This window comes from Paracoccus sp. NIOT.M2S5SZ12 (assembly GCF_057748165.1).
The window spans coordinates 75,930-90,947 of the sequence record NZ_JBYLFR010000001.1 but is presented as its reverse complement, the minus strand read 5'-3'; the positions used below and the strand labels follow the sequence as shown (position 1 = coordinate 90,947).

Sequence of the window (15,018 nt, the reverse complement as noted above, 5' to 3'; positions counted from 1 at the left end):
ACCGAGGGTCGGACGCGGCGTCACATGGCGACGGCCTTACGCGGCGGGAATGCGCAGCACCTGCCCGGGATAGATCTTGTCCGGGTCACTCAGCATCGGGCGGTTCGCCTCGAAGATCGCGTTGTAGCGGTTCGCATCGCCCAGATGCGCCTTGGCGATGGCCGACAGGGTCTCGCCCTTCTTGACGGTGTGTAAGACGGGCTGGGGACTGTCCGCGGGCAGGTCGGCCTCGACCTTGGCGATCCCCTCGATGTTGCCGACGGCCAGGATCAGCTTCTCCAGCGTCTCGCGATCGGCGCCCTTGGATTCGACGACCACCGTGTCGCCGCGAAGGCGCAGATGCACGTCGTCGCTGTCCAGGTTCAGCGCGCGCAGCTCGGCCTTCAGGGCTGCGACCTTGCGCTGCGTGTCGGCGTCATGGGCCGGGGCTGCGGCGGATGCGGGTGCGGGCGCTGCGGCGGGCGTGGCGGCCTCGGCCTTGCCGAAGACCGATTTCCCAGCGTCCTTGACGAAATCCCAGATGGGCATGGCGGCTGTCCTCCTGCTGCTGTGCATCCGAACGATGCAGGGATCGGCAGGGTTCCGCCCGCCCTGCGACCGATGAGCGCCGGAGGCGTCAACCTCTTGTTCACACTTGTCTGTTAGACCATTCCCACCGGACTGACGACGACCAGGAATGCCCCGATGCCTCACCGACCCGGCCCCTTGGCCGCCCTTCTGCTGGCCTGCGCCGCCTGCGCCCCCGCCACCCAACGCCCGACGGGCACCGACCCCTATGCGGTCCAGGTGGCCCAGCCGGGCGAGGCGACCTGCCTCGCCACCGCCGCGGCCCATAACGCCCAGGCCGCCGCCGCCACCAACCACGCCCGCGCCCGCGCGGGCCTGCCGCCGGTCCAGCCCGACCCGCACCTGGCTCGCGTCGCGGCGCGCCACTCCTGCGACATGGCACTTCGCGGACGCATGACCCATCTGGGCAGCACAACGACCGGGCCGTCGATGCGGCTGCGACAGGCGGGCTATGCCCCCACCATCTCGGCCGAGAACATCGCGGCCGGTCCCTATTCCCTGCCCCGCGTCCTGAACGAATGGGCGACCTCTCCGGGCCATCTGGACAACATCCTGCTGCCGCAGGTGCGCGACTTCGGCGTGGGCCGGGCCGTGGCCGCGGATGGGCGGACCGTGTACTGGACCGCGGTCTATGCCGCGCCCCGTCCCTGAACCCGACCGAACTGAACCATTGCGTTCACCTCGGGAACCGGCCTAGGCTGTGCCCTCCACAGCAATCTCGGGAGGGGCCGCCATGCGTCCTGCACTGTCCTGCGCCGCACTTCTGGCCGTGATCCTGTCCGGCGGGGGCGCGCTGGCCGCGCCCGCCTGCGAGCCGCCCTCCATGCCCGACAGCCAGGCCATGGCCGATGCGGTGAACCGGCTGCGCGCGCAGGCGGGCGCGCCTGCCCTGCAGGCGCACCCGGCGCTGGCCCGCGCCGCCGCCGACCAGGCCTGCGCCATGGCGCAGAACGGCCGGCTCAGCCATGCCGGCGGGGGCGGCGTCAAGGCGCGGACCCGCGCGGCCGGATATGGCGCGGCGGGCATCGCGGCCGAGAACATCGCCGCCGGTCAGCCCGATGCGGGGGCCGCGCTGTCCAGCTGGGCGGCATCGGGCGGGCACCGGGCGAACCTGCTGAACCCGCGGCTCAGGCATCTGGGCATCGGGCGTGCGGTGGCCGCGGACGGGCGGACGCCCTTCTGGTCGCTGGTCCTGGCCGCCCCGCGCTGACGCTCAGACCGCCTCGGCGGGAAGGCGCGGCCCGTCGGTGAACTGCATCCGCGCCAGGCGCGCATAGAGCCCGTCCTGCGCGACCAGCTGATCATGGCTGCCCTGGGCCGCGATGCGGCCCTGATCCAGCACCACGATGCGGTCGGCCTGCTTCACCGTCGCCAGGCGGTGGGCCACGACGATGGTGGTGCGCCCCTGGGCCAGCCGTCCGACGGCGGCCTGCACCAGCGCCTCGGATTCGGCGTCCAGCGCGCTGGTCGCCTCGTCCAGCAGCAGGATCGGCGCGTCGCGCAGCATGGCGCGCGCGATGGCGATGCGCTGACGCTGGCCCCCCGACAGCATGACGCCCCGTTCGCCCAGGGCGGTGTCATAGCCCTGCGGCAGGGCCGCGATGAAGTCATGCGCGTGGGCGGCGCGGGCGGCGGCCTGGACCTCGGCGTCGCTGGCCTCGGGACGGCCGAGGCGGATGTTCTCGGCGGCGGATGCGGCAAAGATCACCGGGTCCTGCGGCACCAGCGCGATGCGGCTGCGCAGGTCCACCCGCGCCAGATCGCGCAGATCGACACCGTCCAGCGTCACCCGCCCCGCCTGCGGGTCCCAGAACCGCTGGATCAGCTGGATCACGGTGGTCTTGCCCGCGCCCGACGGGCCGACCAGGGCCACCGTCTCGCCGGGGCGGATGGTCAGGTCGATTCCGTCCAGCGCCGCGATGTCGGGGCGCGAGGGGAAGTTGAAGCGCAGCCCGCTCAGCGCGATCTCGCCGCGCAGCGGGCTGGGCAGGGGCACGGGGCGCGCCGGATCGGTCAGCGTGTCCTCGGCCGACAGCAGCTCGGCCAGACGCTCGGTCGCGCCGGCGGCGCGCTGCAGCTCTCCCCAGATCTCGGACAGGGCGCCCGCGCCGCCCGCGACCAGGATCGCGTAGATCACGAACTGCACCAGCTGGCCCGCGGTCATCACGCCGGCCTGCACGTCGCGCGCGCCGACCCACAGCACGCCGATGACGCCCGCGAAGATCAGGAAGATCACGATGGCGGTCATCACCGCCCGCGTGCCGATGCGCGTGCGCGCCACCTGATAGGACTGTTCGGTGACCGCGTCGAAGCGGTCGATGCTGCGCGCCTCGGCGGTGTAGGCCTGCACGGTCTGCGCGGCCAGCAGCGTCTCGGACGCGGTGCCGGACGATGCCGCGATCCAGTCCTGGTTCTGGCGCGACAGCGCGCGCAGGCGGCGGCCCAGCACGATGATCGGCACCAGGATCGCCGGCACGATCAGCAGGACCAGCCCCATCAGCTTCAGCGAGGTCAGCGCCAGCATGGCCAGCCCGCCCGTCAACACCAGCAGGTTGCGCAGCGCGATGGACAGCGACGATCCGACGACCGATTGGATCAGCGTGGTGTCGGTGGTGATGCGCGACAGGATCTCTCCGGTCATCACCCGCTCGAAGAAGGCGGGCGACAAGGTGATGACGCGGGCATAGACCGCCTTGCGGATGTCGGCCACGACCCGCTCGCCCAGGCGCGTGACGAAGAAGTAGCGCGCCGCCGTCCCCAAGGCCAGCAGCGCCACGATCATGAGCGCCGCGCCGAAATACTTGTCCAGAAGGCCCGCGCCGTCGTCGAAATTGTCGACGACCCGGCGGGCGGCCAAAGGCAGGATCAGGCTGATCGCGGAGGTCACCACCAGCGCCACCAGCGCCAGCACCATCTGCCCGCGATAGGGCCGCATGAAGGGCCACAGCGCGCCCAGCGCCCCGACCCGGCGGCTGGTCGGCCGGTCTTCCACAAGTCTTGCGCCGCGTGCCATGCCCGTCCGCCTGTCCCAGTTGCCGCCCCGGTCTAAGGGGCCGGGGGCGCAAGGACAAGCGCGCGGCCTGTCACAGCACGATCCGTCCCTGCCGCAGCGCGTCCTCCAGCAGGTCGACGGCCTGCGCCAGCCGCCCGTCGATCAGCTCCAGATAGCGCGTCCAGTCGTCAATGCCGCCCAGATCGGCCGCCCCGTCGGAGATCCCGCGCAGCCCGATCAGCGGCAGGCCGAAATGCTGCGCCGCGCGCAGATGGGCAAAGGTCTCCATGTCGACCATGTCCTCGGCGACGGCGCCATAGGCCGCGCCGCTGACGATGTCGCCGCCGGTGGACAGGCTGGCCACGGGCAGGCCCGGGATGCGGTGCGGCAGGTCGATCACCCGCGGCAGGTCCAGAAGCGGCGTGCGCCCGCGCTCGAACCCCAGGGCGCTGGCATCCATGTCGCGCCAGGCGACGGCGCCCACCTGATAGACCTGCGTCTGCGCCAGCCGCGCCGACCCGGCCGACCCTAGGGACACGATCAGCCGCGGGCGGGCGGTCATCTGGGCCAGGGCGGCGGTCAGCTGGACCGCGGCCTCGATCGGGCCGATCCCGGTCATCAGGGGGGTGATGCGCGCGCGCAGGGCGGGGCCGTATTCGGGCTGGGCCGCCATCACGAACAGGACGGGCAGGCCGGCGATCAGGTCGGTCATGGGCACCTCGGGGCGGGGGAAACGGTCCTGCCGGGGTCGCATGCGCGCCGGGCCGCGGTCAAGCGGGGGCCTTGCGGGTCCGGTCCGGGTCGTGGCAGGGGTGCGATGACGGACAACACAGGCGGGACGGGCATGGGCCGGGTCAGCGATCTCTATCGGCAGCGCATCGCGGCGGGCGTGCTGCGCCCGGACCCCGCTCAGGCGGCGATCCTGCCGCTCATGGACCGCGTGCTGGAGGAGATGGAGGCCGCCCCGGCCGCAGCGCCGCGCCGGTCGGCCTGGCGGGCGTTCCTGGGCGTGGGCAGCCCCGAGGTGGCCGTGCCGGTGCGCGGCCTTTATCTGTGGGGCGGGGTCGGGCGCGGCAAGTCGATGCTGATGGACCTGATGGCCGAGGCCGCAGGCCCCATCCCCTGCCGCCGCGTGCATTTCCACGAATTCATGCAGGAGATCCAGGCCGGGCTGAACGCCGCCCGCAGCCGCGGCGAACAGGACACCGTCCGCCCCGTGGCCGAGGCCGTCGCCCGCGAGACCCGCCTGCTGTGCTTCGACGAGATGCAGATCACCGACATCGCCGATGCGATGATCGTGGGGCGGCTGTTCCAGGTGCTGTTCGACCAGGGCGTGACGGTGGTCACCACCTCGAACCGGGTGCCCGAGGACCTCTACAAGCACGGGCTGAACCGGCAGCTGTTCCTGCCCTTCATCGCGCTGATCCGCGAGCGGATGGAGGTCGTCTGCCTGGACAGCCAGACCGACTACCGCCAGAACCGCCATGGCGGGCCGGTCTGGTTCGCGCCCGCCGACGCGGCGGCGCGGGCGGCGCTGGACGCGGCGTGGCGGGACCTGACGGGCGGCGCGGAGCCCACGCCCTTGGTCCTGCCGGTGCAGGGTCGCGCGGTGACGCTGCCCGCCCATGTCGGGCGCGCGGCGCGCTCCAGCTTCTGGGACCTGTGCGGCAAGCCCCTGGGGCCCGCCGATTACCTGGCGGTCGCCAAGGCGGTGGACGTGCTGCTGATCGACGGGGTGCCGCGGCTCTCGGCCTCGAACTACAACGAGGCCAAGCGCTTCGTGACGCTGATCGACGCCCTCTATGAGGCGCGGGTGCGGCTGATCGCCAGCGCCGCGGACGAACCCGAACAGCTCTACAACGAGGGCGAGGGCAGCTTCGAGTTCGAACGCACCGCCTCGCGCCTGCGCGAGATGCAGGATGCCGATTGGGGGCGGCGCGACTAGGCCCGCGTCCGGTCAGACCCCCATGGTGCGGCGGCCCCGCGCCACCAGGTCGCGCAGCTCCTGCGCTGTGACGGCGCCGAACACGGCCTCGTCGCCGCAGATGAAGGTCGGCGTGCCCATCAGCCCCATGTGATCGGCCAGCAGGAAGCTGGTCGAGATGTGCCGCTCGACCGGGTCGCTGGCCATGCCCTCGCGCAGCGCGGCCTCGTCCAGGCCCAGTTCGCGCACGGTGCGCATCACGGTCGCCTCCTCGGCGCGGCCGCGCATCGATAGAAGCGCCGCGTGCAGCCGCCAGTAGTTGCCGCCGGGCAGCGCCGCCAGCGACACCCGCGCGGCAAAGTCCGACCCCGCACCGAAGACCGGCCATTCGCGATAGACCACCCGCAGCGCCGGATCGGACCGAACCAGGTCCGAGATCAGCGGCAGCATCGTGCGGCAATGCGGACAGTTGTAGTCGAAGAACTCGGTCAGGGTGATGTCGCCCTGCGGATTGCCCAGCACCGGCGCGGTCGGGTCGCGCTCCAGCGCGGCACGCAGCTCTTCGGGCATGGGATTAGCGCGGTCCTGCGCCAGCACGGGCAGCGCTGGAAGCAGCGACAGGGCGGCGGCCTGGGCCAGAAGGTCGCGGCGGTTGGGCATGACTTGTCCTTTCGGCGGCGGCAGGGTCTGATGATCCGGCGTAACCCGAAGGCCCAGTGATGCGTAAGCCGCGACAGGACCCCGCCCCGGTCACGATGCCGTCAGACCCCGTCTGTCCGCTTTGCCTGCGGCCGATCCCGCCCGACGTCCCGCAAAGCCGCCATCACCTGATCCCCAAGCTGAAGGGCGGCAAGGGCGGCCCGACCGTCCTTTTGCACCACATCTGCCACAAGACCATCCACAAGACCCTGCGAGAGGCCGATCTGGCGCGCCATTTCAACACGGTCGAGGCCCTGCGCGCGCATCCTGACCTGGCCCGGTTCTGGGCCTGGGTCGCCCGCCGCCCGCCGGGATTTCTGGGCCGCGCGCGCTGAGGCGGATTGGCTGTTTGCGCAACGGCGATTCGGGCGCATGCTTGCGGGACAGCCCTATCGGAGATCCGCCATGCGCCTGCCCCTCCTTGCCCTGCTGTCGGTCCTCGCCGCACCCGCGGCCCTGGCCCAGACCCGGCCCGAACCCGAACCCACCCCCCAGGCCGAGACGCCCCCAATGCCGCAGATGCCCGCCGGGACCGGCGGATCGCGCTGCGGCGCGGGGCGTCCGGTCCTGTCCTAAGGTCGAGCCCCGGGTCCGGCCCGGCAAGAGGTGCCGTGCAGAAACCCGCGCGCGCCTGCTGCCCCCGCAGCCCCGGCGGGCGCCGACCGTGAACGAATGGGTTCGCCCCGCGCCCGCTCCGCGGTGGATGGCGGGGCACCCCTCACGGAGGCTCACGATCCTGTGGTTGCATCCGGGTCACGCCGCGCGCGGCGGCGCGGGGCGCGGCCCTGTCGCCCGGACGCCTTCGGGTCTAGGTCCGCAAGCCTGATACCAATCGGAGAAGACCCATGAAATTTGCATCCACCGCCATCGCCGCCGTCCTGTTCGCCGGCGCCGCCCATGCCGGCGGCATCGTCGCACCGGTCGTCGAATCCGCGCCGGTGGTCGTCGCCACCCCGGTCGTCGCCCCCGTGTCCGACTGGTCGGGCTTCTATGCCGGTCTGCAGTACGGCCAGGGCGATGCCGACGTGTCCTTCAAGGGCGACTCGGTCTCCGAGGACTTCGACGCCTACGGCCTGTTCGGCGGCTACAACCGCGACTTCGGCAAGTTCGTCCTGGGCGGCGAACTGGACTACAACCGCGTCGATTTGGACAATGGCGGCGATGCCGACCTGGCCCGCCTGCGCGGCCGCGCCGGCTATGACCTGGGCCGCTTCATGCCCTACGTCACGCTTGGCGCCGCGTACCTGGACGGCGACGACTTCTCCGAGACCGGCCTGACCTACGGCATCGGCGCCGACTTCAAGGTGACCGAGCGCTTCCTGGTCGGTGCGGAATACACCCGCCAGGACTTCAGCGACGTGGCCGACGTGGACGGCGCCGATCTGGACGCCGACATGGTGCAGCTGCGCGCCACCATGCGCTTCTGATCCCTGCCGGATCACCGACCGCACGGAAAGGGCGGCCCCGAGGGGCCGCCTTTTTCAGATCGGCACGACTCCGTCCAGCAGTGCGGTCTTGTAATCCGCATAGGTCTGGCCTGTGCCCTGAACCAGCCAATCGGTGCGGCCGTTGCGGCTGGTGCCTTACAGCAAGGCCGCCGCGGCGCTCGGGCTGCCGACCGCCAGATCCTGCACCAGGCGAAACCTGCCTCCCGGCGCGGTCACGGCCCGACCGGATTCCAGCGCCTGGTCGCGCAGCACCCGCAGGGTCTTGCGCAGCGATGGCGCGGTGTTCAGGTCTCCGGTCGCACCCGCCAGGATCACGAACTCACCCTCCGTCTCCACGGCGACCGCGTGGATGCCCTTCGCGGCATGGGTCAGCACGAAAATCGGGCGCCCTGTCGAGGGCAGGGAAGCATGGCCATCGGTGCCCTGTCTGTCGGCGGACAGGGTCGTCGTCGAGGTCTCCTGAATGACGGTCCTCGGATGCGGTCGCCGCAGCTGATCGACACCGATCACCGGCAGCACGAGGCGGATTTCATCGAGAAAGGTTTCCATGTCGGCCACGTCGGCCTCCGGCAGACGCTCGAACCCCGGATCCGTCCGGTTCATGACGACGCTCTTGCGGGCATCCTTGAGCAGGATGATGAGCCGCGATTCGAGATATCGGACATGGGCCTTGGTCAGGTTCATGTCCTTGCTGGTGATCGCCACGACACGATCCCAGTAATCCTTGTCGTCGTCGCGGGCATGAATCCGGATTCTCTCTCCGATCGAATCCCCCTCGCCGACATAGAACGCGGGCAGCTCGCTTTCCGCAACGGAGCCGATTAGCAGGTAGACTCCCGTTCTGAGCATCTCAGGACGGCGGAGCCCATCCTCCAGCCGGATCCGAGGCACCGCAAGGACATGCCCCGTCCAGTTGATGATCTCCGCCGTCAGAATGCCGGTAGCCGAGCCTTCGGCCAAAAAGAGCCTGACCGAACGCCCCTTGCTCATCAGCGGGTGAACTTCTTGTACTTCACGCGCTTCGGTTCGACCGAATCCGGACCCAGGCGGCGGATCTTGTCCTCCTCATAGGCCTGGAAGTTGCCTTCGAACCATTCGACATGCGCGTCGCCCTCGAAGGCCAGGATATGCGTGCACAGCCGGTCCAGGAAGAAGCGGTCGTGGCTGATGATCACCGCGCAGCCGGCGAAATCCTCCAGCGCCGCCTCCAGCGCCTGAAGCGTCTCGACGTCCAGGTCGTTGGTCGGTTCGTCCAGCAGCAGAACGTTGCCGCCCGACTTCAGCAGCTTGGCCATGTGCACGCGGTTGCGTTCGCCGCCCGACAGCTGGCCGACCTTCTTCTGCTGGTCGCCGCCCTTGAAGTTGAAGGCGCTGCAATAGGCGCGGCTGTTCATCGACGCATCGCCCAGCACAATCTGCTCGGCGCCGCCGCTGATCTCCTCCCAGACCGTCTTTCCGGGGTCCAGCGCGTCGCGCGACTGGTCCACATAGGACAGCTGCACCGTGTCGCCCAGGGTGATGGTGCCCTGGTCGGGCTGCTCGTTGCCGGTCAGCATGCGGAACAGCGTGGACTTGCCCGCGCCGTTCGGGCCGATCACGCCGACGATGCCGCCGGGCGGCAGGGCAAAGTCCAGCCCTTCGATCAGCAGCTTGTCGCCCATGGCCTTCTTCAGGCCCTCGACCTCGATCACCTTGCCGCCCAGACGCTCGCCGTTGGGGATGATGATCTGCGCGCGGGCCAGCTTGTCGCGCTCGGACTGGCTGGCCAGTTCGTTGTAGGCGTTGATGCGGGCCTTGGACTTGGCCTGGCGCGCCTTGGCGCCGGCGCGGATCCATTCCAGCTCGCGCTCCAGCACCTTCTGCTTGGACTTGTCCTCGCGGGCCTCCTGCTCCAGCCGCTTGGCCTTCTGCTCCAGCCAGGCCGAATAGTTGCCCTCGTAGGGGATGCCGCGGCCGCGATCCAGCTCCAGGATCCAGCTGGTGATGTCGTCCAGGAAATAGCGGTCGTGGGTCACGGTCAGGATCGTGCCCTTGTACTCGATCAGGTGCTTCTGCAGCCAGGCGATGGTCTCGGCGTCGAGGTGGTTGGTCGGTTCGTCCAGGAGCAGCATGTCCGGCGCCTCAAGCAGCAGCTTGCACAGCGCGACGCGGCGCTTCTCGCCGCCCGACAGGGTGGTCACGTCCGCATCGTCGGGCGGGCAGCGCAGGGCCTCCATCGCCACGTCGATCTGGCTGTCCAGATCCCACAGGTTCTCGGCGTCGATCTGGTCCTGCAGGGCGGCCATCTCCTCGGCGGTCTCGTCCGAGTAGTTCATGGCCAGCTCGTTGTAGCGGTCCAGGATCGCCTTCTTGGCGGCCACGCCCAGCATCACGTTGCCGCGCACGTCCAGCGATTCGTCCAGCTGCGGCTCCTGCGGCAGATAGCCGACGGTCGCGCCCTTGGCGGCCCAGGCCTCGCCGGTGAAGTCCTTGTCCCAGCCCGCCATGACGCGCAGCAGGGTGGACTTGCCGGCGCCGTTGACGCCCACGACGCCGATCTTGACGCCGGGCAGGAAGTTCAGGCGGATGTTCTCGAACACCTTCTTGCCGCCGGGATAGGTCTTGGACACGCCGTCCATGTGATAGACGAACTGATAGGCCGCCATGGGGAATTCTCCTGCGAATGCTTTGTCCCCATGTAGGCGAAAGCGCGCCGGGAAGAAAGGGAGGCGCTCGGCTCAGCGCAGTTCGGCGACGAATTCCGGTCCCAGGTGGTCGCGCAGGAAATCGACCTGCGGGGCCAGGCGCGCCTCCAGCGCGGCGATGGCCTCGGGCGGGGGCATGAGGCCGGGGGCGTTGGCAAAGACCTTCCGGTCCAGATCGGTGTAGAAGCCCGGCCCGATGCCCAGATGCGCCTCGACCGCGTCCATGACCTCGTGCGGGGCGCGCGCGATGCGTCCGAAGGGCAGGACCAGCATGTCGGGGTAATGCGCCTGCCAGCGCGGCAGATAGGCGGCATAGTCGCCGCGCTCGTCCAGGACGGGGTTCGCCACCTCGGCCAGCCAGTCGGCGATGGTGGCGGGGGCGCGCTTCTCGCGGCGCAGGTTCATGCGCAGCTGCGACACGGCGCGGTCCACCGGATGGCGGATCAGGTAGATCACCCGCGCCTTGGGCAGGAAGGCCCTGACCGCAGCCACGCCCGCCTCGGGCAGGGCGGAATATTCGGGGGTGAAGTCCACCGGCGTCGCATGGGTCGGCGCGGGTGCGAAGACGCGCTTGTACCACTGGTTGTGGAACATCTTGCCCGACGTCACCGCATCCAGATAGGCGTCCAGCGCGGGCTCCAGCGGCACCTGCCGCATCCGGTGCCGCTCGCGGATCTCCTGGGGCTTGTTGCGATAGTGCCAGGCGATCCAGCGGCGATGTTCGGGGATGTGCAGGTGGTTGAAGTACTGGACCTCCTTGAAGGGCGGGATCCAGACCTGCGGATGCTGGCCCAGCATCTGCGCCAGCCAGCTGGTCCCGGCCTTCTGCGCGCCGATGCACAGCGCGCCGGGCTTGCGCGGCTGTCCTTCGGGGTCGAAGGCCGGGCTGATGGCCAGCGTGGTCACCAGCCGCGCCAGCGCGTCCTCAGTCGTCGCGTCGTCCCCAGAGGTCATACTCGCCCGCCTCATCCACCGTCACGGTCAGCATATCGCCGGGCTTCAGCCCGTCAAACCCCTGATCGATGAACAGGTTGCCGTCGATCTCGGGGGCGTCGGCCATGGTGCGGCAGGTGGCGCCGCCCTCGTCGACCTCGTCCACGATCACCTGCTGGCGGGTGCCGACCTTGGCCTCGAGTTTCGCGGCGCTGATGGCCTGGGCCTTCTCCATGAACCGGTCATAGCGGTCCTGCTTGACCTCGGGCGCGACATGGTCGGGCAGGTCGTTGGCGCGCGCGCCCTTGACGTTCTCGTACTGGAAGGCGCCGACGCGATCCAGCTGCGCCTCGTCCAGCCAGTCCAGCAGGGTCTGGAACTCGGCTTCGGTCTCTCCGGGATAGCCCACGATGAAGGTCGAGCGCAGGGTGATCTCCGGGCAGACCGCGCGCCAGGCGGCGATCTCGTCCAGAGTCTTCGCCGCCGCCGCCGGGCGCGCCATGCGGCGCAGGACGTCGGGATGCGCGTGCTGGAACGGAATGTCCAGATAGGGCAGCACCAGGCCCTCCGCCATCAGCGGAATCAGGTCGCGCACATGCGGATAGGGATAGACGTAATGCAGCCGCACCCAGGCCCCGAGCGATCCCAGATCGCGCGCCAGATCGGTGATGTGCGCGCGATGCCCCCGGTCGGTTGCGTGCTTCAGGTCCAGCCCATAGGCGCTGGTGTCCTGGCTGATCACCAGCAGCTCCTTGACGCCTGCCTCGACCAGACGCTCGGCCTCGCGGATCACGGCATGGGCCGGACGGCTGACCAGACGGCCGCGCATGTCAGGGATGATGCAGAACTTGCACTTGTGATTGCAGCCTTCCGAAATCTTCAGATAGCTGTAATGGCGCGGCGTCAGGCTGACGCCCGAGGCGGGCAGCAGGTCGATGAACGGATCGGGCCGGGGCGGCACGGCGGCATGGACCGCATCCAGCACCTGTTCGTACTGATGCGGGCCGGTCACGGCCAAGACCTTGGGATGCGCGCCGGTGATATAGTCGGGTTCCGCCCCCAAGCAGCCGGTCACGATCACGCGGCCGTTCTCGCGCAGCGCTTCGCCGATGGCGTCCAGGCTCTCGGCCTTGGCGCTGTCCAGGAATCCGCAGGTGTTCACCACCACCGCATCCGCGCCATGATAGTCGGCGCTGATCGCATAGCCCTCGGCCCTGAGGCGGGTCAGGATGCGTTCGCTGTCCACCAGCGCCTTGGGACATCCCAAGGACACCATGCCGATGGTCGGCTGACCGTCGCGGCGGTCATCCGGGACGCGCGCACGCGCGAGGTCGGGGCGAAGTTCGGGCGGGTTCTGCTGCATCCGCCGCAGATAAGCGATTCGCGGCCTTGGGGGAAGCCCGATCCGTGCGACGGCCAGCGGGTCGGGGAACGCGGGCCGGGGAACGCGGGCGCCGCGGGCGGGTTTCGCCGTAACGTGATTTCCGTTCCGCGCCGTCCTTGCCGAAAGTAGCCCCATGACACGCATCCGCCTTGCCCTGATCCTGGCCGCAGCCCTGACCGCCGCCGCCCCCGCCACCGCGCAGGAGGGCATCCGCCGCGCGGGCGAGTTCATCGACGTCTGGAACAACCGCGGCGGCAACGTGCTGCAGATGGTCCAGACCCGGCAGGAATTGGCATCCTCGGGGCGGACGGTGCGCATCCGCGGATACTGCCGCTCGGCCTGCACGATCCTGACGACCATGCCCAATGCCTGCCTGGGTCCGGGCGCGCGGATCGGCTTTCACGCGCCGCGCATCCAGGGGACGCAGATCATCCCGCCCTATGTCGACCAGATCATGGGCAACTTCTATCGCGGCGGGATCCGCGACCGGTGGTTCGGCGGCTGGAACCGGTCGATGGAGATGCAGGTCATCACCGCCCGCGACTATGTCCGCATGGATCCGCAGGCGCGCATCTGCGGCAGCCTGACCCGCCGGCGCCGCTAGTCGCGCAGGCGCCAGCCGGTGGCAAAGATCCAGCGGATCACCGCCAGGCAGATCACGACCATGATCGCCACCGCCACCAGCGACACCCCCACCGGCACGTCGGCCAGCCCGAAGAACGACCAGCGGAACCCCGAGATCAGGTAGAGGACCGGGTTCAGTTTCGCGACCCCCTCCCAGAAGGGCGGCAGCATGCTGGCCGAGTAGAAGGCCCCGCCCAGGAAGACCAGCGGCATGATGACCATCATCGGCACGATCTGCAGCTGCTCGAACGACTTGGCCCAGAGCCCGATGATGAAGCCCAGCAGGCTGAAGCCGATCGAGGACAGGATCAGGAATCCGATCATCCAGAACGGATGCAGGATGTGGACGCCGACAAAGGCGAAGCTGGTCAGCAGGATCACCAGGGCGATCAGGATGGCCTTGGCGGCGGCGGCGCCGACGAAGCCCATCGTCACCTCGATCCAGCCGACCGGAGAGACCAGGTATTCGAAGATCGTGCCGCTGAACTTGGGGAAGTAGATGCCGAAGCTGGCGTTGCTGACGGCCTGCTGCAGCACGGTCAGCATCATCAGGCCGGGCACGATGAAGGCGCCGTACTCGACCCCCTCGACCGACTGGATGCGCCCGCCGATGGCCGCGCCGAAGACCACGAAATAGAGGATGGTGGACAGGACCGGCGAGGCCAGCGACTGCCAGATGGTGCGGAAGAAGCGCATCATCTCGTGATGGAAGATGGCCCAGACGCCATGCCAGTTGATGCTCATGCCGCGTCCTCGGAAACCAGGGAAAGAAAGACGTCCTCCAGGCTGGACTGCCGGGTGGACACGTCGCGCACGGTGATGCCCTGGGCGGCCAGATCGCCCAGAAGACGCGCGATGCCGGTGCGTTCGGCCCGCGTGTCATAGTCGAAGGCCAGCCGGCGGCCGTCCTCGGACAGGGTCAGGCCCCGGCCCTCCAGAGCCGCGGGAATGGCGGCCAGGGGCTGGTCCAGGTCGATGGACAGGGTCTTCCTGCCAAACTCGCCCATCAGCTCAGACGTGGGCTTGACCAGCAGCAGGCGGCCCTTGGCGATGACGCCGATGCGGTCGGCCATCTCCTCGGCCTCCTCCAGGTAATGGGTGGTCAGGATGATGGTGACCCCCTCGCGGCGCAGATCGGCCACGACCTCCCACATCTCGCGGCGGAGCGCCACGTCGACCCCGGCGGTGGGTTCGTCCAGGAACAGCACCTTGGGCTGGTGCGACAGCGCCTTGGCGATGAGCACGCGGCGCTTCATGCCGCCCGACAGCTCGCGCGTGGCGGCATGGCGCTTGTCCCACAGCGCCAGCGCACGCAGGATGCGTTCGACATAGGCCTCGTCCGGGGGCATGCCGTAGAGGCCGCGTGTGAAGCGGACGCAGTTGATGACCTTTTCGAACGGCTCCAGCGCGATCTCCTGCGGGACCAGGCCGATCAGCTTTCGCGCGGCGCGCCAGTCGGTGCGGATGTCGTGCCCGCCCACACGGACCGTGCCGCCGGTGGGCGTCACCAGCCCGCAGATGATGGAGATGAGCGTGGTCTTGCCCGCGCCGTTGGGACCCAGAAGGGCGATGATCTCGCCCTCGTCGATGGACAGGCTGACGTCGTCGAGCGCCTTGGTCCCGCTGTCGTAGGCCTTGGACAGATGGTCGATGTCGATGATCGCGGCCATGCGCCTCTCCTGAATGTTGGATGCAGGGGGCGTGAGGCGGGGCCGCACGCGTCCGATCCTGCCAGATAGGCACGGCCCGCGGGCTTTGCCACC

General features: G+C 69.5%; 17 protein-coding genes. 7 read left to right on the top strand and 10 right to left on the bottom strand.

Translation table 11 applies throughout. The annotated features are described in order from the left end of the window. Nucleotides 1-36 precede the first annotated feature (36 nt). Complete coding sequence (gene lysM, locus AC2SGK_RS00450; RefSeq protein WP_488321644.1) at nt 37-528, bottom strand: peptidoglycan-binding protein LysM; 492 nt, start codon at nt 526-528, stop codon at nt 37-39. 177 nt (nt 529-705) lie between these two features. Here lysM and AC2SGK_RS00445 point away from each other — a divergent pair, with 177 nt between their 5' ends. Together AC2SGK_RS00445 and AC2SGK_RS00440 are read left to right on the top strand one after the other, a co-directional pair. Then, nucleotides 706-1,218 carry a CAP domain-containing protein gene (locus AC2SGK_RS00445; RefSeq protein WP_488321643.1) on the top strand — a complete coding sequence of 171 codons (513 nt, stop codon included), beginning with the start codon at nt 706-708 and terminating at the stop codon, nt 1,216-1,218. A gap of 82 nt (nt 1,219-1,300) precedes the next feature. Further along, nucleotides 1,301-1,777 (top strand): CAP domain-containing protein, encoded by a 477-nt coding sequence (locus tag AC2SGK_RS00440; RefSeq protein WP_488321642.1) that lies wholly within the window; start codon nt 1,301-1,303, stop codon nt 1,775-1,777. A gap of 3 nt (nt 1,778-1,780) precedes the next feature. On the opposite strand, the gene AC2SGK_RS00435 is transcribed toward AC2SGK_RS00440, so the two are convergent. Both AC2SGK_RS00435 and AC2SGK_RS00430 read right to left on the bottom strand, forming a co-directional pair. Then, nucleotides 1,781-3,580 (bottom strand): ABC transporter transmembrane domain-containing protein, encoded by a 1,800-nt coding sequence (locus AC2SGK_RS00435; RefSeq protein ID WP_488321641.1) that lies wholly within the window; start codon nt 3,578-3,580, stop codon nt 1,781-1,783. Nucleotides 3,581-3,650: 70 nt separating this feature from the next. Beyond that, the gene (locus AC2SGK_RS00430; RefSeq protein WP_488321640.1) at nt 3,651-4,271 is read right to left on the bottom strand and encodes a 5'-methylthioadenosine/S-adenosylhomocysteine nucleosidase; all 621 of its coding nucleotides are present in this window, start codon (nt 4,269-4,271) and stop codon (nt 3,651-3,653) included. 105 nt (nt 4,272-4,376) lie between these two features. On the opposite strand from AC2SGK_RS00430, the gene zapE reads away from it, so the two are divergent. Beyond that, entirely contained in the window at nt 4,377-5,504 is a 1,128-nt protein-coding gene (gene zapE, locus AC2SGK_RS00425) for a cell division protein ZapE (protein ID WP_488321639.1), read from the top strand. 12 nt (nt 5,505-5,516) lie between these two features. Here zapE and AC2SGK_RS00420 read toward each other — a convergent pair whose 3' ends face one another. Continuing rightward, nucleotides 5,517-6,143 (bottom strand): DsbA family protein, encoded by a 627-nt coding sequence (locus tag AC2SGK_RS00420; RefSeq protein ID WP_488321638.1) that lies wholly within the window; start codon nt 6,141-6,143, stop codon nt 5,517-5,519. Between the two features lie 59 nt (nt 6,144-6,202). On the opposite strand from AC2SGK_RS00420, the gene AC2SGK_RS00415 reads away from it, so the two are divergent. The 3 genes from AC2SGK_RS00415 (at nt 6,203) to AC2SGK_RS00405 (ending at nt 7,609) form a co-directional block, all read left to right on the top strand. Further along, entirely contained in the window at nt 6,203-6,517 is a 315-nt protein-coding gene (locus tag AC2SGK_RS00415) for an HNH endonuclease family protein (protein WP_488321637.1), read from the top strand. A gap of 70 nt (nt 6,518-6,587) precedes the next feature. After that, nucleotides 6,588-6,758, top strand: a complete 171-nt coding sequence (locus AC2SGK_RS00410; protein ID WP_488321636.1) for a hypothetical protein — start codon at nt 6,588-6,590, stop codon at nt 6,756-6,758. A 269-nt stretch (nt 6,759-7,027) separates the two neighbouring features. Then, nucleotides 7,028-7,609, top strand: coding sequence for an outer membrane protein (locus AC2SGK_RS00405; protein ID WP_488321635.1), 582 nt, complete (start codon nt 7,028-7,030; stop codon nt 7,607-7,609). A 156-nt stretch (nt 7,610-7,765) separates the two neighbouring features. On the opposite strand, the gene AC2SGK_RS00400 is transcribed toward AC2SGK_RS00405, so the two are convergent. From AC2SGK_RS00400 to rimO, 4 genes are all read right to left on the bottom strand, one after another. Next, the gene (locus AC2SGK_RS00400; protein WP_488321634.1) at nt 7,766-8,620 is read right to left on the bottom strand and encodes a GIY-YIG nuclease family protein; all 855 of its coding nucleotides are present in this window, start codon (nt 8,618-8,620) and stop codon (nt 7,766-7,768) included. After that, nucleotides 8,620-10,275, bottom strand: coding sequence for an energy-dependent translational throttle protein EttA (ettA, locus tag AC2SGK_RS00395; RefSeq protein ID WP_488321633.1), 1,656 nt, complete (start codon nt 10,273-10,275; stop codon nt 8,620-8,622). Before ettA ends, AC2SGK_RS00400 begins: the two co-directional genes overlap by 1 nt. Nucleotides 10,276-10,347: 72 nt before the next feature. Next, entirely contained in the window at nt 10,348-11,268 is a 921-nt protein-coding gene (locus AC2SGK_RS00390) for a sulfotransferase family protein (RefSeq protein ID WP_488321632.1), read from the bottom strand. After that, nucleotides 11,240-12,610, bottom strand: a complete 1,371-nt coding sequence (gene rimO / locus AC2SGK_RS00385; protein ID WP_488321631.1) for a 30S ribosomal protein S12 methylthiotransferase RimO — start codon at nt 12,608-12,610, stop codon at nt 11,240-11,242. The genes AC2SGK_RS00390 and rimO overlap by 29 nt, the downstream gene beginning before the upstream one ends. A gap of 154 nt (nt 12,611-12,764) precedes the next feature. Here rimO and AC2SGK_RS00380 point away from each other — a divergent pair, with 154 nt between their 5' ends. Continuing rightward, nucleotides 12,765-13,235 (top strand): hypothetical protein, encoded by a 471-nt coding sequence (locus AC2SGK_RS00380; protein ID WP_488321630.1) that lies wholly within the window; start codon nt 12,765-12,767, stop codon nt 13,233-13,235. On the opposite strand, the gene AC2SGK_RS00375 is transcribed toward AC2SGK_RS00380, so the two are convergent. After that, nucleotides 13,232-13,993, bottom strand: a complete 762-nt coding sequence (locus AC2SGK_RS00375) for an ABC transporter permease (RefSeq protein ID WP_411839441.1) — start codon at nt 13,991-13,993, stop codon at nt 13,232-13,234. The genes AC2SGK_RS00380 and AC2SGK_RS00375 overlap by 4 nt on opposite strands. Nucleotides 13,994-13,995: 2 nt before the next feature. Further along, complete coding sequence (locus AC2SGK_RS00370) at nt 13,996-14,925, bottom strand: ABC transporter ATP-binding protein (protein ID WP_488321629.1); 930 nt, start codon at nt 14,923-14,925, stop codon at nt 13,996-13,998. Between the last annotated feature and the right edge of the window lie 93 nt (nt 14,926-15,018).